Annotated in this window: 19 protein-coding genes, 1 pseudogene and 1 other annotated feature; of the genes and pseudogenes, 9 read left to right on the top strand and 11 right to left on the bottom strand. The window is 35.4% G+C overall.

The features are described 5' to 3' along the window. Positions 1 to 416: 416 nt before the first annotated feature. Positions 417 to 1850 carry an alanine/glycine:cation symporter family protein gene (locus tag AC0ONG_RS24065; RefSeq protein WP_000227587.1) on the bottom strand — a complete coding sequence of 478 codons (1434 nt, stop codon included), beginning with the start codon at positions 1848 to 1850 and terminating at the stop codon, positions 417 to 419. A 409-nt stretch (positions 1851 to 2259) separates the two neighbouring features. Between AC0ONG_RS24065 and AC0ONG_RS24060 the strand changes: the two genes are divergently transcribed. From AC0ONG_RS24060 to nprB, 7 genes are all read left to right on the top strand, one after another. Further along, positions 2260 to 2754: a cation:proton antiporter regulatory subunit gene (locus AC0ONG_RS24060; RefSeq protein ID WP_001026075.1), complete on the top strand. Its 495-nt coding sequence runs from the start codon at positions 2260 to 2262 to the stop codon at positions 2752 to 2754. A 4-nt stretch (positions 2755 to 2758) separates the two neighbouring features. Further along, positions 2759 to 3958 carry a cation:proton antiporter gene (locus tag AC0ONG_RS24055; protein WP_000380223.1) on the top strand — a complete coding sequence of 400 codons (1200 nt, stop codon included), beginning with the start codon at positions 2759 to 2761 and terminating at the stop codon, positions 3956 to 3958. 78 nt (positions 3959 to 4036) lie between these two features. Next, a complete protein-coding gene (gene uptA / locus AC0ONG_RS24050; RefSeq protein WP_000900216.1) occupies positions 4037 to 4630 on the top strand; it encodes an undecaprenyl phosphate transporter UptA in 594 nt (197 codons plus the stop codon). Positions 4631 to 4767: 137 nt separating this feature from the next. Beyond that, the gene (locus tag AC0ONG_RS24045) at positions 4768 to 5202 is read left to right on the top strand and encodes a DUF3920 family protein (RefSeq protein ID WP_000422791.1); all 435 of its coding nucleotides are present in this window, start codon (positions 4768 to 4770) and stop codon (positions 5200 to 5202) included. 111 nt (positions 5203 to 5313) lie between these two features. Continuing rightward, positions 5314 to 5724, top strand: a complete 411-nt coding sequence (locus AC0ONG_RS24040; RefSeq protein ID WP_000845462.1) for a MarR family winged helix-turn-helix transcriptional regulator — start codon at positions 5314 to 5316, stop codon at positions 5722 to 5724. Positions 5725 to 5775: 51 nt separating this feature from the next. Continuing rightward, positions 5776 to 6474 (top strand): pirin family protein, encoded by a 699-nt coding sequence (locus tag AC0ONG_RS24035; protein ID WP_000488932.1) that lies wholly within the window; start codon positions 5776 to 5778, stop codon positions 6472 to 6474. Between the two features lie 156 nt (positions 6475 to 6630). Continuing rightward, positions 6631 to 8280: a neutral protease NprB gene (gene nprB / locus AC0ONG_RS24030; protein ID WP_000745125.1), complete on the top strand. Its 1650-nt coding sequence runs from the start codon at positions 6631 to 6633 to the stop codon at positions 8278 to 8280. A gap of 201 nt (positions 8281 to 8481) precedes the next feature. Here nprB and AC0ONG_RS24025 read toward each other — a convergent pair whose 3' ends face one another. The 4 genes from AC0ONG_RS24025 to AC0ONG_RS24010 all read right to left on the bottom strand — a co-directional run bounded on the left by AC0ONG_RS24025 (position 8482) and on the right by AC0ONG_RS24010 (position 13750). Beyond that, positions 8482 to 8799, bottom strand: a complete 318-nt coding sequence (locus AC0ONG_RS24025; protein ID WP_000076424.1) for a metal-sulfur cluster assembly factor — start codon at positions 8797 to 8799, stop codon at positions 8482 to 8484. A gap of 120 nt (positions 8800 to 8919) precedes the next feature. Next, entirely contained in the window at positions 8920 to 10611 is a 1692-nt protein-coding gene (locus AC0ONG_RS24020) for a methyl-accepting chemotaxis protein (protein ID WP_001012200.1), read from the bottom strand. Between the two features lie 212 nt (positions 10612 to 10823). Further along, positions 10824 to 12518, bottom strand: a complete 1695-nt coding sequence (locus tag AC0ONG_RS24015; RefSeq protein ID WP_000878434.1) for a methyl-accepting chemotaxis protein — start codon at positions 12516 to 12518, stop codon at positions 10824 to 10826. Between the two features lie 413 nt (positions 12519 to 12931). Next, positions 12932 to 13750: a class I SAM-dependent methyltransferase gene (locus AC0ONG_RS24010; RefSeq protein ID WP_283748990.1), complete on the bottom strand. Its 819-nt coding sequence runs from the start codon at positions 13748 to 13750 to the stop codon at positions 12932 to 12934. Positions 13751 to 13864: 114 nt separating this feature from the next. Next, positions 13865 to 14135, top strand: a binding site (T-box leader). 51 nt (positions 14136 to 14186) lie between these two features. Between AC0ONG_RS24010 and metG the strand changes: the two are divergent. Further along, positions 14187 to 15816: pseudogene (gene metG / locus AC0ONG_RS24005) on the top strand (methionine--tRNA ligase). Positions 15817 to 15857: 41 nt separating this feature from the next. On the opposite strand, the gene AC0ONG_RS24000 reads toward metG, so the two are convergent. From AC0ONG_RS24000 to AC0ONG_RS23975, 6 genes are all read right to left on the bottom strand, one after another. Further along, entirely contained in the window at positions 15858 to 16112 is a 255-nt protein-coding gene (locus AC0ONG_RS24000; protein WP_000154129.1) for a hypothetical protein, read from the bottom strand. A 218-nt stretch (positions 16113 to 16330) separates the two neighbouring features. Further along, complete coding sequence (locus tag AC0ONG_RS23995) at positions 16331 to 17233, bottom strand: EamA family transporter (RefSeq protein ID WP_000357151.1); 903 nt, start codon at positions 17231 to 17233, stop codon at positions 16331 to 16333. Positions 17234 to 17374: 141 nt separating this feature from the next. Further along, positions 17375 to 18817 (bottom strand): sensor histidine kinase, encoded by a 1443-nt coding sequence (locus AC0ONG_RS23990; RefSeq protein ID WP_000201951.1) that lies wholly within the window; start codon positions 18815 to 18817, stop codon positions 17375 to 17377. Beyond that, positions 18795 to 19460, bottom strand: coding sequence for a response regulator transcription factor (locus AC0ONG_RS23985; protein ID WP_000148834.1), 666 nt, complete (start codon positions 19458 to 19460; stop codon positions 18795 to 18797). Before AC0ONG_RS23985 ends, AC0ONG_RS23990 begins: the two co-directional genes overlap by 23 nt. 364 nt (positions 19461 to 19824) lie before the next feature. Continuing rightward, a complete protein-coding gene (locus tag AC0ONG_RS23980) occupies positions 19825 to 20286 on the bottom strand; it encodes a L,D-transpeptidase (protein ID WP_000735061.1) in 462 nt (153 codons plus the stop codon). A 30-nt stretch (positions 20287 to 20316) separates the two neighbouring features. Then, entirely contained in the window at positions 20317 to 20760 is a 444-nt protein-coding gene (locus tag AC0ONG_RS23975) for a DUF3978 domain-containing protein (RefSeq protein ID WP_000388763.1), read from the bottom strand. Between the two features lie 400 nt (positions 20761 to 21160). Here AC0ONG_RS23975 and AC0ONG_RS23970 point away from each other — a divergent pair, with 400 nt between their 5' ends. Then, positions 21161 to 21775 (top strand): DedA family protein, encoded by a 615-nt coding sequence (locus tag AC0ONG_RS23970; protein WP_000454763.1) that lies wholly within the window; start codon positions 21161 to 21163, stop codon positions 21773 to 21775. The last annotated feature ends 74 nt before the right edge of the window (positions 21776 to 21849 follow it).

The following is a 21849-nucleotide window of genomic DNA, read 5'->3' as shown; positions in this document are numbered from 1 at the left end:
AATTTATAATTATTATAATCTAGTAATGTCTATAAATCAACCCTTTTGCTGGAATTAATTTGAACAAATTATGAACTGTTATAAATAAAAGGCCCTATTACGGTGAAGTAATAGGGCCTTTGTTTGAGATATGGCTCTTGTTCTAAACGAGCCGCTTGTGCTTTTAGTGATATCCAGCTCCGGTGACTAGACCAGTCGGTCATTTCGCGCCTTCCTGTGAGGCAAAGAACGCCTCTTCGTCAGGAGCTCCAATGCCCTCCTGTTCTGAGCAAGTCACCTCCGCTTTTAATTAATATCCAGCTCCAGCGGCTAGAATCTCCGGTCATTTCGCTCTCTCGCTCGAAGCAAAAAGCGCTTCAAGGTCGAGAGCTTGAAGTGTCCTGCGATTCTGAACGAGCCGAATCCGCTTTTAATCATTACACAGCCTTCTGTTTTTCTTCTACATCCTGTCCATCCCAGCACTCTGTATTCTGTAAACCAGGGATAGAGCTTGCAACGAAAACTGGATCTTTTCCTTGTTTCTTTTGCTTCAAATAGTCTACTAATGCAGCGTAAGCAAATTTGCTAAGGAATGAGATGGCAATTAAGTTTGTGAATACCATTAGTCCCATGAATAAATCAGCTAAACTCCAAACTGTTTTAAGAGCAGCGATTGATCCGAAGAATACCATTCCGACAACTGCAACACGATAAATCATTAACCATGTTTTGCTTTCTTTAATGAATGCAATATTTGTTTCACCATAATAGTAGTTTCCTAGTAGAGAACTGAAAGCAAATAGGAAAATAATAATCGCTAAGAAAGTGCTTGCCCACGGTCCGATTTGTGAACTTAAAGCGTTTTGTGTTAATTCGATACCTTCTAAATTTGATCCTTTGTAAAGTCCAGAACATAATACGATAAATGCTGTTGATGTACATACTAAGAATGTATCTACGAAAACACCTAATGCTTGAACAAGTCCTTGTTTTACAGGGTGAGATACATCTGATGTTGCTGCTGCGTTAGGAGAGCTACCCATACCTGCTTCTGTCGCGAATAAACCGCGCTGAATTCCGAACTTGATTGCTGCTCCAATACCACCAGCGATGGCTTGGTCTAAACCGAATGCACCGTTAAAGATTTCCATGAAAATGCTTGGTAACATATTGAAGTTGTTAATAACGACAAAAATAGCCACGCCGATATAAACGATTGCCATTGGCGGAACAATCATTTCTGTAATACGTGAAATGCTCTTAATACCACCAAAAATAATGACTGCAACTAATAAGGCTAATAGAGCTCCTACGATTGTTCGCTCTAGTCCAAAAGCATTTTCAAACGCTATTGTTACTGTATTCGCTTGTACTGAATTGAAAATTAATCCGTACGCAACTGTAATAAGAAGTGAGAACCAAACACCCATCCAGCGTTTGTTTAATCCTTTTTCCATGTAATATGCCGGCCCACCACGGAACCTGCTACCATCTTTTACTTTATAAATTTGAGCGAGCGTACATTCTACGAAACTAGTAGCTGCTCCGATAATTGCGATAAACCACATCCAAAATATTGCGCCAGGTCCACCCATTGAAATTGCTAGTGCTACACCGGCTAAGTTCCCGATACCGATACGTGCTGCTGCACTTAAGCAAAATGCTTGGAATGGAGAGATGCTATCTTTCTTTTTTTCTTTTCGATTAAACCCTTTACTAATTAAGCTGACCATCTCACTGAAATGAGTAATTTGGACAAATTTTAATTTAAAAGAGAAGTAAAGACCGAAGCCGATTAGCATTGCAATAAGAATATATGACCATAAAATATTATTCGTTACCTCAAGGAATCTGCTAAAGATATCAACCATATAATACACTTCCTTTTTTTCGTAATAAGAAAATTATATGCAAAAAATATACGAGAATCAATTTTTCTAAAAAATTATGTTACTTAAATCAATTTTGTGTTATGATTATGTTACATCGTAATATTTTTAGAATTATTTACATTTTAAAAAACTAAATTTAAAGCGAGAAAGTGGGGATAATTTGAAAGAAGATTCTTTATTGAAAGTAAGCCTTGAGAGTTTGAAAATGAGAAGTAATATGTTTTTTATCATTACATCTTTAAGTATCTTTTTAGGGGCAACTTATTATTACAATAAAAGATTTCCAAATCACAAATATCCTGAGTGGTTAGAATTTCTAAAGTTGATTGGATGAATAAAAGACAGAAAAACAGAAAATTAAAATAAATAAGTTATGGAGGAGCTAAAAATGAATATTAGAGAAAGTGAACTTCCGGGTATTGGTTATAAGTTTCAAATCGTTACGAAAGGTAACGAAAAGATGGTAATTGTCATTCATGATGATGGGCGTAGAGAAATGTATCATTTTGATTCAGACCATGAAGAAAGCATCTCAAGTATTTCACTACGTGACTCAGAGGCAAGGCAAATCGCAGCAATATTAGGTGGAATGGTATATAAGCCTAGGGCGTTAGAAAATGTTGAGATGGTTTTTGAAGGTTTAGCGATTGAGTGGTTCAAAGTGGAGAATACAGCTCCAGCAATCGGAAAAACAATTGGCGATCTTGAAATAAGAAAAACATATAGCGTAACGATAATCGCAGTTATGAAGAAGAACATGAAGAAGCTATTTAATCCAGGACCAGAAACAGTAATTGAAGAAGGAGATATGCTTGTAGTTTCAGGTGAGAGAGAAGAAATTAAAAAAATCATTAATGAATTACTTTCAAATAGGGGGGACTGACTAGATGGATACGTTAATTTTTGAAGTTGGTACAGCTTTAGTTTTAGTGGCAATTGCAGCGGTAATTGCTGGAAAATTTAAATTCTCAGTAATTCCTTTTCTAATTGTTCTCGGAATGTTAGTAGGACCGCATGCACCGACAATAGGTGTTATCGATCTCAAATTTATTGAAAGTGCAAGTGTAATTTCCTTCCTTGGACGGATTGGGGTTCTATTCCTTCTATTCTATCTAGGATTAGAATTTTCAATGAAAAAACTAATTAAATCTGGACGCTCTATTGCGATTGGCGGAACGATTTATATTTTAATTAACTTTTCACTTGGTTTGTTATACGGATTTATAATGGGATTCCCATTACTAGAAATCTTAATTATTGCGGGTATTATTACGATTTCTTCTAGCGCTATCGTTGCTAAAGTGTTAGTGGACTTAAGAAGAACTGGTAATAATGAAACCGAATTAATTTTAGGAATTATTATGTTTGAAGATATATTCCTTGCTGTATATTTATCAGTTGTTTCTGGTTTAGTACTAGGGGATCACGCTTCCTTCTTAGGCGCCCTTACTTCAATTGGAATTGCTTTAGGATATATGCTTCTATTCTTTATAGTAGCTAGAAAGGCTACGCCGTTATTAAATAAATTGCTCAATATTAGCTCAGATGAAATCTTTATTATTGTAGTATTTGCTTCGTTATTCTTCATTGCTGGTTTTTCAGAAACAATTCACGTTGCAGAAGCGATTGGGGCACTTCTTCTAGGATTAGTTTTCTCTGAGACAGAGCATAGTGATCGAATTGAACATCTTGTTGTTCCATTCAGAGACTTTTTCGGAGCTATTTTCTTCTTCAGCTTCGGGTTAAGTATTGATCCGTTCTCATTAGGCGGAGCGATATGGTTAACGTTAGGTGCTGTCCTTCTTACAATAATCGGCAACTTTGTAGCAGGAATGATTGCAGGAAGACAAGCAGGGTTATCTCATAAAGCATCAACAAATATCGGATTAACAATCGTTTCACGAGGAGAGTTCTCCATCATTATGGCTAATATCGGTATCGCCGGTGGTTTAATGTCAGTACTGAAACCCTTCTCAGCACTATACGTGCTTATACTATCCATTTTAGGCCCACTTCTGACAAAAGAGTCGAAGAATGTATATAAATTCTTAAATAAAATCTTTAAGTGGGATACGAAGACTAACTAAATTTAAAAAAATAAAGTACAAGATATTTCCTGCTTGTACTTTTATTTTTGCAATGAAAACAGTAAAGAGAGGTAAATGATGTTAGGAGAGTTGATTCATTCGGTTTTAGTTTTTTTAGAAGGACTTGGTTATTGGGGAATTATGCTTGGATTAATGCTAGAGGTTATTCCAAGTGAAATCGTATTGTCTTATGCAGGTTATTTAGTATCAACAGGAAGCATTACATTTTGGGGCGCTGTCGCGTTTGGTACAATTGGTGGTGTAATTGCACAACTATTCATTTATTGGATCGGTCGATACGGAGGAAGACCTGTTCTTGAGCGATATGGAAAATATATTTTAATTCAGAAGAAACATATTGATTATGCTGAAGATTGGTTTAATCGTTACGGAACTGGCGTTATCTTTACCGCACGTTTTATTCCGGTTGTGCGTCATGCTATTTCGATACCGGCGGGTATTGCGAAAATGTCACATGCTAAGTTTATTACGCTAACTACATTAGCTGTTATTCCGTGGTCAATTGTGTTTGTATATTTAGGGTTTAAATTAGGAACAGAGTGGGAAAGCATTAATAAAGTTGCGGGGCCATATGTGAAATACTTTGCACTTGCTGCTATTGTTTGTGCAATTGGTTATTTTGTATTAAAAAAAGTGATGAAAAAAAAGTGATTACGGAAAAGGAATCTATGTCGACATAGGTTCTTTTTTTATTGGCATTTTTTCAAGGATGAAAGAATACGTTTAATATTTACCATATTGTGGCATACATATAGAAAAAGGGTGCTTGGAAAGGGGAATAAAGAGAAATGGAACTCCAGTTTCAAAATGTATATCAACAGGTAGAGAATTGGTATGTGTTGGATTCGGAGCTTCATTGGGATGTCAAAAAGCTGAGAGAGGATTTATTTTCTCTTATTGAAGCATGTAAAACGCCCGTTATTTTTTGTGATACGTGTGATGCAAACGATGTGCTTCTATCATTAGGGGAAGAGGAAGAAGAATTCCTATTCCCAGTAGGTGGTTTTTATCATAAAGAAAAACAATTAATTTTTGTTTGTATGTGGGAAGAGTATGAGCAGGTGCTCAAAACACTACTGCATGAGTTTCGTCATGCGATGCAGCATAAGAGAGAAGTATTGTATGTTGGAAGTGAAGTGTACGAAGATAGATGGATTGAAAAAGATGCGAGGAAGTTCGCGGAGAGGAAATTGGATGAATATAAGAATAGAAAGTTAATGTAAAGCATAGTGGAGAAATAGCGCTGTGCTTTCTGTATACTTATTAAAAATAAGTATTTGACTTTTATAAAGTTTAGTTCTAAACTAATGATATGAAACGAGCGAGGTGATGAAATGAAAACAGAAGATAGACTCGGATTACTATTATGGTTTCGTTTATCACGCTTTTATAATAAGAGTATTCGTGAGACGAATCAGCATTTGAAAGAATGGAATGTATCTGCCGCTCAGTTTGATGTACTAGCTCAAGTTGGAGGGCATAATCGTCTAACGCAGCAAGAGCTTGGAAATAAGCTATTTGTTACGAAGGGAAATATCACGCAGCTTTTAAATAAAATGGAGCAGCTAGAGTGGATTCGTCGTGAACAAGAAGGTACTACAAAATATATTTCGTTAACAGAAAAGGGAAAAGTTTTATATGAAGAAATCGTCCCGCCTCAAGAAACATTCCAAGCGGAGCAGTTTCAAAAATTAAATGTAGAAGAACAACATCAATTATTACAATTACTAAAAAAATTACAGTGAGAAAAAATTTTAAAATAAATCTCGAATTCGATATAGTATGAGGTGAAGGATATGTTTAGAAAAGTTGATCATAAAAATATGGGCAGAGCAAATCATGGTTGGTTAAATACACATTTTCATTTTTCTTTTGCCAATTACTATAATCCAAATAACATGAACTTCGGAGCGTTACGTGTTATTAATGATGATCTAGTAGCGGCACAAACTGGTTTTGATATGCATCCGCATCGTGATATGGAAATCATTTCGTACGTTGTAGATGGTGCTTTAACACATGAGGATAGCATGGGGAACCGCGGAACAATTGAGCGAGGACATGTTCAATATATGAGTGCTGGCACAGGTGTATTTCATAGCGAGCATAATTTAGGAAATGAAACACTACGTTTATTACAAATTTGGATTTTACCAGATCGTGCGGATCATAAACCAAACTATGGTGAGTTTAAATTTGATTGGAGCGAGCGTGAAAACGAATGGTTCCATATGGTATCTCCAGTAGAAGGAGAGGCACCAATTCAAATTCACCAAGATGCAAATTTATATTCTTTATCGTTAGATGCCGGAAAAGAAATTCATTTTCCTGTGCGAGAAGGCCGTCAATTGTATCTTGTTCAAATTGAAGGAAGCAGTGTAATAAATGGTGAAACGTTTGTTATGCGTGATGCAGCAGAATCTGTAGAAGAAGATACTCACATTCAAGCGAAAGAGCAATCACACTATTTAGCAATTGAATTGAAAAAACAATAAAAGGCTTATAGAAAAGAGGACATCTGATAGGATGTCCTCTTTTTTGATTGGAATTATCTGAAAAATGTTTCTCAAATTTTCGGTAGAGGTATCGGCTGTAAAAATCAGAATTTTATAAAAGTGTCAAAAATCTTTATGGGAATGGGGAATGTTATAGTGAAAAAGCAAGTCATTTCATCAGCATTAGCGTTAACTGTTATCGCCGGGGGATTTGGAGCGTTTGGGGCAACGACAACGAAAGCGGAAGAACAAAAAATTCAATATCATCAAGAATTTAAAACACCTGCATACATAGGTGAAGAATGGAAAGCACCGGAAGGACTAGATAAAAAAGAGACGGTCTTTCAATACTTAGAGAGTAAGAAAGATATGTTTAAATTAGCAGGAAATATTGAAAAGCATTTTAATATCGTTGGAGAAGAAAAAGACGCTGAATCTGACACGACACATGTGAAGCTAGTTGAGAAACATAATAACATTCCTGTGTACGGTTCTGATCAAACTGTTACACTTGATAAAGAGAATAATGTAAAAGCATTCTTCGGACAAGTTATTCCGAATTTAGATGATAAAAATATCCCTGCATCTGCAAGCATTAGTGCGGAACAAGCAGAAACAATTGCAAAGGCAGATATTGAGAAAGAAATTGGTAAAGTAAAGAATTATGACGGTGTGAAAAAAGATTTATTTGTATATGAAAAGGACGGTAATTACTACCTTGCATACTTAGTTAAGGCATCGATTTCAAAACCAGCTCCAGGGTATTGGCATTATTTTGTTGATGCAACAAATGGAAATGTTATTGAGAAATATAATGCTGTAGATCACGTTACAGGGTTTGGCTACGGAGTATTAGGTGCTAGACAATCATTTGAAATTGCCCAAGATGAAAAAACGGGAGTATTCAACTTATTTGACGGTAAACGAGGACAAGGTATTCACACATTTGATGCAGAAAATATGGATGAAAACTTGTTTAATTTATTCTCACAATGGCTTGGATATACAGGCGAAGAAGTTGAAAGTAAATCTAAGTTCTTCGAAGATAAAGCTGCAGTTGATGCGCATGTAAATGCAGGAAAAGTATATGATTACTACAAAAAAACATTTAATCGTAACTCTTTCGATGATAAAGGTGCGAAGCTTATTTCAACTGTTCACGTAGGGGAGAGCTGGAATAACGCAGCTTGGAACGGTGTGCAAATGATGTATGGTGATGGCGATGGAAAAACATTCATTCCATTATCTGCTGGACTTGATGTTATCGGTCACGAATTAACGCATGCTGTAACTGAACATACAGCAAACCTTGTTTATAAAAATGAGTCAGGGGCGTTAAATGAATCGTTATCCGATATTATGGGTGTTATGGTTGAGAAGAAGAGCTGGGACTTAGGTGCTGACATTTATACACCTGGTAAACCAGGCGATGCACTTCGTTCACTAAAAGATCCAGCGTCTATTCCAAACCCATTAAAACCAGGTGAAGGTTACCCAGATCACTATAGTAAACGTTATACTGGAACAGCTGATAATGGTGGCGTTCATATTAACAGTAGTATTAATAATAAAGCTGCTTATTTAGTATCTGAAGGCGGAGATCATTACGACGTGAAAGTAGCTGGAGTGGGCCGTGAAGCGACAGAAAAAATTTACTACCGCGCTCTTACGAAATATTTAACTGCAAACTCTGACTTCAAAATGATGCGTCAAGCTGCTCTTCAATCAGCCGAAGATTTATACGGTAAAGATTCTAAAGCTGTACAAGCTGTAACGAAAGCTTATGATGCAGTAGGCGTAAAATAATAGGAAAAAAACCTGACTAGAATGTCAGGTTTTTTTCTTTATCCCGCTATTTGCAGGGCAGTAAGACCCCCACCTCAAAATTCATCGGAAGCAAAGAAGTTAGGTGGGGGCCCTGCTGCCCGTAAAAGCCTGATTGGTGAGGGCTGATAATCAGTGGGGAATGAACAAAACCCCCACGGAATAAAGTTTCACTTTATTCCGCTAGTCGCGAATACCTAATGCGATTTTCGCCATACGTGACATACGTTCTTTCGACCACGGTGGATTCCAAACGACATTTACTTCTATTTCATTAACTTCAGGTACGTTTGTTGATAATACTTTTTTAACGTCTGATACGATTTGCCCAGCCATTGGACAACCGATAGAAGTCATAGTCATCGTAATGACAGCATTATTATTTTCATCTGCTGTAACATCATACACTAATCCAAGATTAACGATATCAACACCTAGTTCAGGGTCAATAACAGCTTCTAAATTATCCAATAATTTATTTTCAAATGCTTCTTGTGACATAAGCAGCCCCTCCTATATTTTAATGATATCGATTCTCATTATAACGGAAATGAGCATAATGTGCAGGAAATGAGCTCAAAAAAAATATCCCTCTTTCAAAGAGGGATATTTTTTGAAAATCTATTCTGTTTTAAAATGAGATACGAGTTGATCTAACTCTTCAACTGTTTGTTTCATTTTTCCAGCAGTTACTGTCATTTCATTCATAACGATAACTTTCTGTTCAGCAGATTGTGCCGTTGCGGCGGTTTCGCTGGATACTTCAGTCGAGATAGAAGCGATGTTATTAAGTGAAGCATTCATTTCTTCAGCACTTGCAGCCATCTCTTCAGCAGTTGCTGATATGTCTTGCATTTGAGTAGATACTTTATTTACTTGTTCTACAATTGTTGTGAAAGAAGTACCAGCTTCACGAATAACATGAATGCCTTCAAATGCTTCAGAACGGCCTTGAGACATCATAGAGCTAGCAGTTTCTGTATCATTTTGAATTTGATGTAGTAATTGATTAATGTCTGTTGCAGCTGTTTTAGATTGTTCAGCAAGCTTTCGAACTTCGTCAGCTACGACAGCAAATCCTTTTCCTTGCTCGCCAGCACGAGCTGCCTCAATAGAAGCATTTAAAGCAAGTAAGTTTGTTTGCTCAGCGATATTAGAAATAGATTGTACAGCGGTATCGATATATTTCGTATGAGTGATTAGACGTTCAACCACTTCTGACGTAGCATTTACAGCTTCGTGTATCGTTGTCATTTGTGAAACGGATTTTTGGATAACGGTACTTCCATCGCTAGCATGTTCAGATGTGGCAACAGCAAGTTCCGCTACAGATGAAGCAGATTCAGCAATACGTTGAACACTTACTGCCATATCGTCCATTGCAGTTGAACTTTCTTCCATACTAGAAGCTTGTGATTGAATACTTGCGTTTAAGTTAGACATTGAGCTTTGGACTCTTACTGTCGCCTCACGTGATGTATTCGTTTTTTCTAGCATATTTTCAGAAGCAGTTTGTACTTCCACTGATGTTTTTTGAACACGATTAATGATATGTTGTAGGTTTTCTAACATTTTATTAAATGATGCTGCGATAGCACCGATTTCATCGTTGCTATTTACTTGTAGACGTGCCGTTAAGTCACCTTCTTGAGAAGCTAACTCTTTTAGTTTCGTGTCAATTTGTTGAATTGGTTTCACAAGTTTACCAGAGAACCACCATGCAAGAATAATTGCAGCGACAATACAAATAACAAGTGATAAGAAAATAACATATTCGATTAAGAGTGCAGATTGGTCAATTTTTTCAATAGATTGTTCACGTAATGTAGCTTGTTCATTACTATAATTTGTGAAGTCACCAATTACTTTATAGACAGTTCCGTTTTCTGAAGAAGCTACTTGTAAAGCTTCTTCCCATTTTTGTTCTTTTGCAAGAGTGAATACTTTTTCTTCAACGAACTTTCTCCAAGTAGACCCTAATTCCATTGTGCTTTTTACGGATGAAGAAAGATTTGGATTAGAAAGAAGTTTATCTTTTGAATCCTCAAGACGTTTACTCATCTCATTAAACTTGTCTAATTCGACTTGATCATGTTGTAGTAAATAACCTCTTAAAGCAGAGAGCTGTACTTGATAAGCATCTCCACGTTCTTTCAATTCTGTTGCCAGTGGAGAAATTTCTTTTTGTAATGTTTCAGCTTTACGAGATTGGTCAATAGCAAAAAATAAAATAAATGCTAAGGCGATACCAAATAAAGCGCAAATCGTTCCCATCATGAACATAAGTTTTTTTCTGATACTTACAAAATTCATATGATAAAAAGCCTCCTTTGTGAAATCTTAGTATTAGAATTAATTAATGTAAAAAATGAAAGAAAGCTTTACTCCAGTTGGAATAAAGCTTTCTTATTTCCTTTAGGAATTATAGCAGACGGAATGAGAGATAGAAAGATATATTTTAAAGTGAAAAAAGAGAGACTGTAAAACTTCCTTTCCTATACCTTTGAGCTTGTGTCATTTTCACTTTAAGCGTTTGTTTTGAAATGAGAAACGAGAATTTCAAGTTCTTGTACGATTGTTTTCATTTCAGATGATTTGTTAGCCACGATACTCATTTTGTTTACTTGATCACCAGCTGAATGTGCTGTTTGTGATGTTTCTGCAGCAACTTCGTTTGAAATAGAAGCGATATTATTTAAAGCTGCGTTCATTTCTTCAGAGCTTGCAGCCATCTCTTCAGCAGTTGCAGACATTTCTTGCATTTGCGTAGAGACTTTGTTAATGTGGTTAACAATTTCTGAGAATGAAGATCCAGCGGTACGAATAACCGTAATTCCTTCAGAAGCCTCTGCTTGACCTTGTGTCATCATGTCATTTGCTATTTTTGTATCGGCTTGAATTTGATGCAGTAAATGGTTAATGTCAGTTGCGGCTAGTTGAGATTGTTCAGCAAGTTTTCTAACTTCATCAGCAACAACAGCGAATCCTTTGCCGTGTTCACCAGCACGAGCTGCTTCAATAGAAGCATTTAAAGCGAGTAAATTTGTTTGCTCGGCGATATTAGAAATAGATTGAAGTGCAGTATCGATATGATTTGTATGTGTAATGAGTCGCTCAACTACTTGTGATGTAGCGTTAACAGCTTCGTTAATTGTATGCATTTGTGTAATAGATTTCTCAATGACTTTATTCCCATCATCTGCTTTTTCTGAGGTTGTGACAGCTAAACTAGTAACAGAAGAGGCGGCCTCAGCAATACGCTGAACACTCGTTGCCATGTCATCCATTGAGGTTGAACTTTCTTCAATGCTAGAAACTTGTGAACGAATATTGTGTTCAAGAGCATTCATAGTTTCTTGTGTCCTTGCGGTATTTTCCATAGAAGCGGTTGTTTCGATAAATACATTTTCGGAAGCTTCTTTTACACTTGTTGATGTTTGTTGAACTTGTTTTATTATATGCTGTAAGTTAGTGAGCATTTGATTAAAGGAATTTGCAATGTCACCAATTTCATCTTTACTCGTTACGTGTAATCTAGCCGTTAAATCTCCATCTTGAGAAGCTAATTCTTTCAACTTCTCATCAATTTGTCGAATTGGTTTAACGAGTTTACCAGAGAACCACCATGCTAATAAAATAGACGTTAATGTACATGTAATGAGTGAGAAGAAAATAATATATTGAATAAGTGATGAAGAAGACTCGACGTCAGCAATTAATGCGTCACGTTTCTCATTCTCTTCATTTGTATATTTATTAAAACGACCTAACAGATCATTTACATAATCTGTTTGTGCTAAAGCAATTTTAGATGCTTCGTCCCATTTTCCTTCATGCGCAAGAGGTAGTACCTCATTATCTATGACGCTACGCCATTTTCCTCCCATTAAAATGGCTTCTTTCATTCCTTCTGGGAGCTTCTTGTCACTTGTTACTTTCTCTCTAGTATCAGCTAATTTTTTCCCTTCTCGGTTGAACTTATCTAATCCTTTTTGATCATGTGATAGCAAATATTCTTGTAAACCAGCAACTTGTGCCTGGAACCAATCGCCACGTTCTTTTAAAATCGTCGCTCTTTTCGATACATCATTTTTTAACGTTTCGATTTCACTTGCTTGATTCATGGCGAATGAAAGAATAACAATAAGAGCAATGCTAAATAAAGAAGAAATGCTTAAGAGTGTGAACAGTAGTTTTTTTCGAATACTAACATATTTCATCGTTACCCCTACCTTCATTTAAACTGTTTATTATGATTTATAGATATTTGAAGCGAAATTAATAAAAACATTATTATGAAGTTATTAATCTGTTCAATGAAAATTATAGCAGATAATGGAAGGAGTCAGATTGGTATTAGAAAAAGTTCTTAAAATGTATACATTTGTATATCATAAAATCCATAAATAAATATTAGAAATGCTATTGAAATTTGAAATAACATCATGTATACTTCTAATTAGTTGATAACGATTATCAGTATCAACTAAAACATTACTCTTCGTTATGTTGGTCATACCCCTTTTTGACGACGTAAGTCAGAGACGAAATGTTGAAATATCTTGTGTCCTATTCTACAGAATTATGGTAATCTCCAACCTCAACTTATATGCGCGAGCATGCAAAAAGGATCCTATCCGTGAAGGGATCCTTTTTTGCATGCTCGCGCAATTATTGTATATAGACCGGGTATTTGTTCTTCAATTCCTTCTGGGGCAGTAGAAGGGGAGACCCACTTTTGATGAGGTCCCTGTTCTTCAATTAGTTTTTCAATCTTAAAATGTTCTTCGGCGAGTGTTGTAATAATTTCTCCTAATGTCCAGCGACGGATGGTTGTTTTCGGTAACGATTCTTTCTGCGCTTCTGTAAGAAGAATGCTATAAGCAACATCATCTTCAATCAATTCTTCATCGAAATAATTTCCATTGGCCCGAAACGATGGGTGGTCTACTCCTAATAGCTTTGTGTATATTGGATGGTAATCGCGGAGGATAAGTATTCCATCTGGCTTTAGTAGTTGAGAGATTTTGGTGAAAAGTGGTTTTAAATCTAGAAAGTAATGAAGTACACCAAGCTCCAGTAATACGATATCAAATGATTTGGAGAGATTTACATCTAGTACATCAGAAACGATGTAATGAATAGAAACGCCTGCGGCATCAGCAAGTTCATTTGCATATTTTGCATTACTTGCTGAAATATCAACAACTGTTACGTCAGAGCCTAAAAGGGCGAGAGCAACGGCCTTATTCCCTTTTGATCCTAGTAAGTTAATAATACGTTTTCCTTTCGGAGATTGTATGTAAGGTAAATAGTGATCTACCTCGCGCATAGGGTCTTCCATGATTTTTTTCGCATAATCCTCCGGTGCCCCATGGCGATTCGTCCAAGCTTCATAAGCAGCTGTATTCCAGCTTTTTTCATTAATAGTGCTTAGTTGTTTTTGGTTCAATGTTATCACTCCTTTTGTGAACGTATAGTTATTCGGCAGGGGGATGGGATTTCCTTTTCTTTCTGAATAAAAGTTTGATTTTTCTGTGATTAAGTCGTACAATACTTTTTATACGTAAAAGCGTTGAAAAGGAAAAGTAGGATGAACACATTCTTTCCAGAGAGCTTCGGTAGCTGAGAAGAAGCAAGAATATTCATTTGAACAATGGCCTTTGAGCTTCGTCCTGAACTTATCAAATGATAATAGTAGGCGGCGACGAGAGTTGGTACTCGTTATCAAAACCACAGTATAAGAGCATATAGCTCCGTACTTGTTAAGGCTAATTATGTGAGTAATTGGCGAAATAAGGTGGTACCGCGACTGTTTATACAGCCCCGCCCTTATCTTTTTTAAGATAAGGGCGGGGCTTTTTTATATTTAAAAGGAGGAATGTAAGATGAGTATTTTTATTGGAGGCGCTTGGCCGTATGCAAATGGCTCGTTACATCTTGGTCATATTGCGAGTTTGTTACCTGGAGATATTTTAGCACGTTATTACCGGGCAAAAGGTGAGAATGTGTTGTATGTTTCGGGCAGTGATTGTAATGGAACACCGATTGCAATTAGAGCAAAACAAGAAGGTGTGACAGCAAAAGAAATTGCTAATAAGTACCATGAAGAATTCCAGCGATGTTTTCGTGATCTCGGTTTTACGTATGATTGCTATACACGTACCGATAGCGAGCATCATCATGAAACTGTTCAAAAAGTTTTTTTACGTTTATTGGAAGAAGGCTATATTTATAAAAAAACAGTGGAACAAGCGTACTGTAAAACGTGTACGCAGTTTTTACCGGATCGTTATGTAGAAGGAATATGTCCACATTGCCATGAAGCAGCAAGAGGCGATCAATGCGTGTTCAGCTATTTTAGATCCACTCGATTTGTTAGAAAAGACATGCAAGTTATGTGGTAGTACACCATCTGTAGAGGAAACAGAGCATTTTTATTTTGCATTGCATACATTTCAGCAGCAAATTAAAAAAGTTGTAGAAATCGCAAAAGAAAAAGGAACATGGCGTGATAATGCAATTCAATTAACGGAAAGATATGTAAAGGAAGGGTTACAAGATAGGGCTGTATCAAGAGATTTACCAATCGGGGTACCAATTCCAGTGAAAGGGTATGAAGATAAGAAAATTTACGTATGGATAGAAGCAGTGGCAGGATATTATTCAGCGAGTAAATATTGGGCTGAAGAAACAGGAAAAGATGATCATGAGTTTTGGAATAGCGATGCGCAAACATATTATGTACACGGCAAGGATAATATTCCATTTCACTCCATCATTTGGCCAGCGGTTTTACTTGGAATAGGAGAGGAAGCAATCCCGCGTCATATCGTTTCGAATGAGTATTTAACAGTTGAAAAAAGAAAGTTATCTACGAGTAAAAACTGGGCAGTATGGGTGCCTGACATATTAGAACGTTACAATCCAGATTCTATTCGTTACTTTTTAACAGTAAATGCACCAGAAAATCGTGATACTGATTTTTCATGGCGTGAATTCATTTACAGTCATAATAGTGAACTGTTAGGTGCATACGGGAACTTCGTGAACCGGACATTAAAGTTTATTGAAAAATATTATGATGGCATTGTGCCGCAGGGAACTATCAATGTAGAACTGAAGGATAAAGTAGAAGGATTATATAAAAATGTAGGAGAGGCGATTGAGCAAACTACATTTAAGGTGGCGCTAGAAACAATATTCGATGCCGTACGTTTTGCAAATAAATACTTTGATGAGAGGCAGCCTTGGAAAGAAAGAGAAGATAATCCAGTTTCATGTGAAGAAACGATTTATAATTGTATTTATCTTATTGCTAATTTTGCAAATCTCCTTGAACCATTTTTACCATTTTCAAGTGAAAGAGTTCGAAGCACATTGTCGATTGTGAACCGAAATTGGGAACCGCAAAATACGTTGCCGAATAGAATTGATAGCGTGCAGCCATTATTTGAGCGAATCGATGTAAAACAAATTGAGCATGAGATAGAGAAGCTGTATGGAGCGGCAAAATGAGATAGAGAAAAAGACCTTTCAAGTAAATGAAAGGTCTTTTGTTATGCAGTATGATTCTCTTTCTTATCTTTCAAAAAGAAAAGTACAGCAAGGATTACAAGAATAATAGCTGCAATATCATACGTTATTTTAAATGTAGTATTAAAGTTTAAGTACTCTACGAAAGGAGTTTTCACTGCTCCTGCATATATACAAACGGGAATGAGAAGTAAATCGTAAAATTTCTTTTCTTTCATATATCTTATTAGGAAGAAGATACACATAATAGCAAAAAATACGATGCTTAAAATAGTCATTTATACCTCCCGATAAATTTACTTATTTTAATTGCAGTTATATTTTTATCCCGCATTAACGGGCAGTAAGACTCCACCTCAAAATTCAGCGAAAGCGAAGCAGTTAGGTGGGGATCAACTGCCCGTAAAAGCCCGATTGGTGAGGGCTGATAATCAGTGGGGGATGAACAAAACCCCCACTAATTAAAGTTTTACTTTATATAAATTCTGTATTTTTTTCAAGCGCTATGCACGCGATTATGTTTCCTTTCTTTCCTAGCCGTAAGCAGCTGGGGAGTGAAAATTCCAAGCAATATAAAAATAATTCCAATCCACTGCATGAAGGTTACGACTTCATGTACAAGTGTAATAGAAGCGATAATAGCAGTTGGTAATTCAGCTGCACCTAATATCGTGCTAAGTCCTGTTCCAACTTTTGGTACACCGATTGAAAAACAAATGACAGGTACAACAACGCCGAATAATCCGAGGAAGAAAGCATATTTCCATAGACCAGCTTGCAGGGCACCATCTGTTAAAAAGGTCGGCGGGAAGAATAGGCATACGATAAGAGTTGCACTTGTTGTCATAAGAAAGCTTTTCGTATAAGGGGGAACATCTGTAGCAACGCGTCCGCTTGCAAAAACATAGAATGAAAAAGAGACAGCAGCTAATAGTCCAAAGATAATCCCTTTCGTAGAAAAACTTTGTCCGAGGCCTTCAAATATACCACCTGCAAACAATGTACCAGCAAATAAAATAAGGATAGATATGATCTTATCGCGGCTTGGAAATGTTCGATTTGCAATTGCTTCGATAATGACACCAATCCAAGTGAACTGAAAGAGTAGGACGACAGCGATAGATGCGGGTAGCTCTTCTACAGAAATAGCGTAGAAAATTCCAGTCATACTCATTGTTGTTCCGACGGTTAGTAATGAAAAGAATTGTTTTTTTGTTACTTTATGACGTGAAAAGAAAAGAACGAGTAGAAATAGTCCAATCCATCCGAAGACATATTGTCCCCCTAATAGTTGATGTGCTGAAAATCCACTTAGGAATCCGAGTTTGAAAATAGTTGAAAGTATGCCGTAGCTGCAAGCACCGAATAAAACGAGCAATGAATATTTAAACTTATCCATAAAAAATCCTCCTTTTAAGTAATAAAAAACGCCCGCTATCCAAATAAGGATAACGGGCGAACGAAACAGAGTAAGACACTCTACAAAATTCCGCCACTCACACATAAAGTATGAGTTTGGGGTATGTAATTATAGTGAATGCTACATTGCTTTTGGGAATACAATGGAGCATTTTACACCTTGAGCTGTGTTTTGTATTCCGTAAGGAAATTGATGTTTATCTAATATTTGTTTCACGATATATAATCCAAGACCGCTACCTTGTACTAAACCGTGTTTATCAGGGTTTGCACGATAGAAAGGCTCAAATAAATGAGCAAGTTTATCTTCATCAATTTGTGAACCTGTATTTAATACTTCTAATGCGTAACCGTTTGGTTTTTCATAAAGCTTTATATATACGTGCTGGTGGTCAATTGTATAATGAATTGCATTTGAAATAATGTTAAAAATAGCAGTTTGAATAAATTTAGGATCAGCTAAAATTTGTACGTCGTGTTTAATATTAGATTGTACATTTAATTGTTTTACAGATACAAAGTAATCTACTTTCTTCATAACATCCTCAATAATATTAGATAAAGAAATGACTTCTAAATTCGGTTTAAATTGAGGGTTTTGTATTTTGGATAATTCCGACATTTTTTCCGTTAATATGTTAATATCTTGCATCATTTCATAGGAACGTTTTAAATATTTATCTCTATCTTTATAAGCTCCAATTCCGTGAATCATGCCATCTAGTTGTCCCATAACGGCTGCGATTGGTGTTTTTAATTCATGGGATACCATAGACATAAATTCTTTACGAGATTGCTCTAATTGTTGTTCCTTTTTGAGCTCATTTCTTAAATCTTGATTGCTTGCATGTAAATTCTTCACAATATTTGGTACTTGTGAAGCGGCTACTTGCAAATTAAAATCTGTTTGATCTGTATTTTTGTTAAGTAGTTTTTTATCTGAGAAATCAAGATTCATAATATCTTTTAAAGCATCGCTCATATATTGAAAAGGTTTGGCAATTAGTTTTGTATAAATTAAAGATCCGAGTAGTGATAATGCAAGCATTGTCGCGCCAATATGTGGAGCTAATTGCTGCAACGCATCTGCTAACTTTGGATTATCATTTATATCATTTATTTTACTTGCTGCATTTTGTGTATGTAAGGCATCATTATTAGCGGCTTTCTTTTCTGCTTCTGTAAGCGGATTAGAAGTGCTATTTTTCCCCGAAAGGTTTTGTGTATGTTCTTTTGCTTTTGCAGTTTGGCTAGGCTGCAAAAGGTGATTGATAGCTGTAGAAAGAGATTTATAATCTATAATAGAAGATTGGAAATTGGAAATACTTCCCTCTGACACAGCTTTATTTTGATTCGTTTTACTTTGATTGTTTTGCCTATCTAAATCCGCCTGTTCTGTAGTCGGCGTTCCATTTTCTTTCGCAAAATGTTCTTTATCGTAGTTTGAAGCTAGAAAGTAAATAATTTGATAAAGACAAAGTGATAAAAGAATACAAAATAATAAGGTTTTGATGAAAATATTTTTGGTGATGTTGTCTTTGCTACGATTCGATTTTGTAGCCAATGCCTTTCACCGTTTTAATATAAGTAATTCCTAATTTTTTTCTTAAGTTTTTAATATGTGTATCTATAACTCTTACATCACCATAATGTTCATAGCCCCATACCTTATTCAACAAATCACTTCTTGATAATACTTTTCCTCGATTTTGCAGTAAAGTATAAATAATTTCAAATTCTTTTGTTGTCAATTCAATTTGATTACCATGAACATAAGCTGCATATGCTGTAGAGTTTAACATCAATTCATGGAATTGTAGTATAGTTGCAGCTTCTGCTTCCTTCGTTGCTGCCCTTCTTAATACAGCCTCTACACGCTTAATAAATACAGTGTAATGGAACGGTTTCGTAATATAGTCATCAATACCTAACTCAAATCCTTTAATTTCACTTTCTTCATTATGTAAGCCTGTTAACATAATGATTGGTACATCAGATTGTCCTCGCATAATTTTACAAATACTATAGCCATCTATATCTGGTAACATTACATCGAGGAGGACAAGATCGTATGAATTTTTTTGGAAAAGAAGAATACCTTCTGTTCCAGCACCAACTACATCAACAGTAAAGTTTTGTGCCATTAGAAATTCACGAATTAGTTCTTGTATATCTGGGTTGTCTTCAATCACCAGTATATGCGTCATAGTAACACCTCCTAAATAACGCTTTTTACTGCAATATTCGAATTCATCATTTTTCGAGTGACTCAGATTGTTTATACATATAATAAGCCCCCGCTATAAAATAATCATGAAGGTAGCAAGGGGAATAGTTTAGTGTTACTGAATAGTTCAGAATTACAGTAGTTCTATTATAGTATGTATTATAAAATTTATAAAACATTATAACTGTATAATTTTAATATCTACGTTTATCAATGTTTAAATATCAGCTAATCAAATCTATTCCTATTATATATGTAAATACAGTTGTTTTGCTACTGTAAATGAATAAATAAAATAAGCCAAGACATAAAATTCTTGGCTACACATAAATCTTGTTTTTAGGCTATTTTACAGTGACAGTAGCTTGCTGCTGAACGCGCTCAAATAACCAGTGTATATCATTGTTATACATACGAATACAACCAAGTGTTGTTGCTTTGCCGATTGCTTGATTATTGTTAGTTCCGTGAATTGCATAAGTTGTTCCGTAAGTTCCTGCCATATTTAATCCGAGCCAACGGTCACCAAGTGGATTACGTGGATCGCCGCCTTTAATTTTGCCTGTATAATAAGGGCGGTTTTTAATTTTATTTACGATTTGAAAAGTTCCTTTAGGTGTAGGTGTTGCTGCTTTTCCAGTAGCGACAGTAAAACTTTTTATAAATTTTCCATCCTGATAATAATCCATTTTATTTAACTGAGTGTTTACGATTAATTGATCTTTCGTTGTAGCGGCCTCTGCGCTAGCGAATGGAAGAGTTAAAAATCCTAATGATAATAGTGCGCTTAATAATAATTTTTTCATTGTTATTCTCCTTTTACTATCGTAATAGTCTTACATACAATGAAGTTGTAATCCTCGTAAAGCTTTATTTACATTTTCATCTAATGTTTCAAAGAATGCAGTGATTTTGCTGTTGTGTTTGTTGTTTTTATCAATAAGTAATCTTTCATTTAATAAAAGCTCACCACGTAGTCCAAAACTTTGAACTTGAATATTTAGCTCATCTTCATTTTCAGAAATGATTGGTAAGAAATAATGAAAAGCTTTTGTTGGAATGATGTAGCTTTTGCCAATCATGCTTTCTTGATTTGAATTAATCCATTTTTTCGTGACAATTTTAATATTCTTTTTTGAAACGATAAAAGATAGTGTTGTAGATTTTGTTAAACTTACGTCAAATTCACTTGTTTCACACATGTGTAAATTAAAAACGGTTTCATTTTGATGAGATTCAACATTTGTATTAATAAAATCGTGCATTTTATATGCTTCCATTTCGTATTCACCCTTTTTTCAATTTCGAAAACGACTTATATTTATTCAAATTAATGCTTAGTCATATATTGGTTAAATTTTTCAACAAATTCCGATATAATCTTACAATACGTATATGAAGCTAATATGAAGTTAGGATGAGTTTGTGGTGGTTTTTTATTGAGAACAAAATTAGAGGGGTTTTTAAGTGTTAAAAAATGGATAAAATTTGCATGATATTAATGCGTCTTTTTGTTATTTTGACTTAAAAAATGATTTTTACTAATTAATAAAGAACAGAAATCATTAGTGTGACCCTTACAAAAATGTAATAAAAATGTAAGCTATTGTGATAGTTATTTCGACAATTTTTTTATACAATAATAGTAAGAAGTTGTACGTGATTGAAAGGAGAGATGACATGGAATGGATTCATGAATTATTTCAGCAATACGGGTACTATGTTGTACTTGTCGGCTTGCTGTTAGAATATATTGCACTTCCGTTTCCGGGAGAGCCCACATTAGCATATGCGGGATTTTTAGCGCAGAAGGGTGATTTAAGTTTACCGATTTTAATCATTCTATCCTTTATTGGGACAAGTGTAGGAATGACGATTCAATACTTTTTAGGAAATAAATTAGGTATGCCTTTCATTCAAAAGTATGGAAAATACGTATTTTTAACACAAAGAAAAATTGATTTAACGAGAATGTGGTTTGATAAGTATGGGTACTTCCTGATTTTTATTGGTTTCTTTATTCCTGGTGTACGTCATTTCACAGGATACTTTGCAGGAATTATTAATTTACCATTCCGTCGTTTTGCCATTACAATTTATTCAGGCGCTCTATTTTGGGTATCATTCTTCTTAATCGGTGGTTACTGGTTAGGTGGAAACTTACATGATATCTTTGGAGCGTTAGAAGGTCATATCGGTAAAATCATTTTTGGAGTGATTGTGATTGTAGCGGTTACGTTAAGTATTCGTTTCCGTAAGCAGTTAAAACGAGTATTACTACAAAACGCAAGCTAATATGAAATCCATTCTATGTCAGAATTTAGGAGAGCAGTGCAAAAGCACTGCCTTTTTTATTTTATCCCGCTATT

This window comes from Bacillus sp. TCT6, assembly GCF_056033845.1.
The sequence above is the reverse complement of the archived record's forward strand: the minus strand, read 5'-3'. Positions and strand labels throughout refer to the sequence as shown.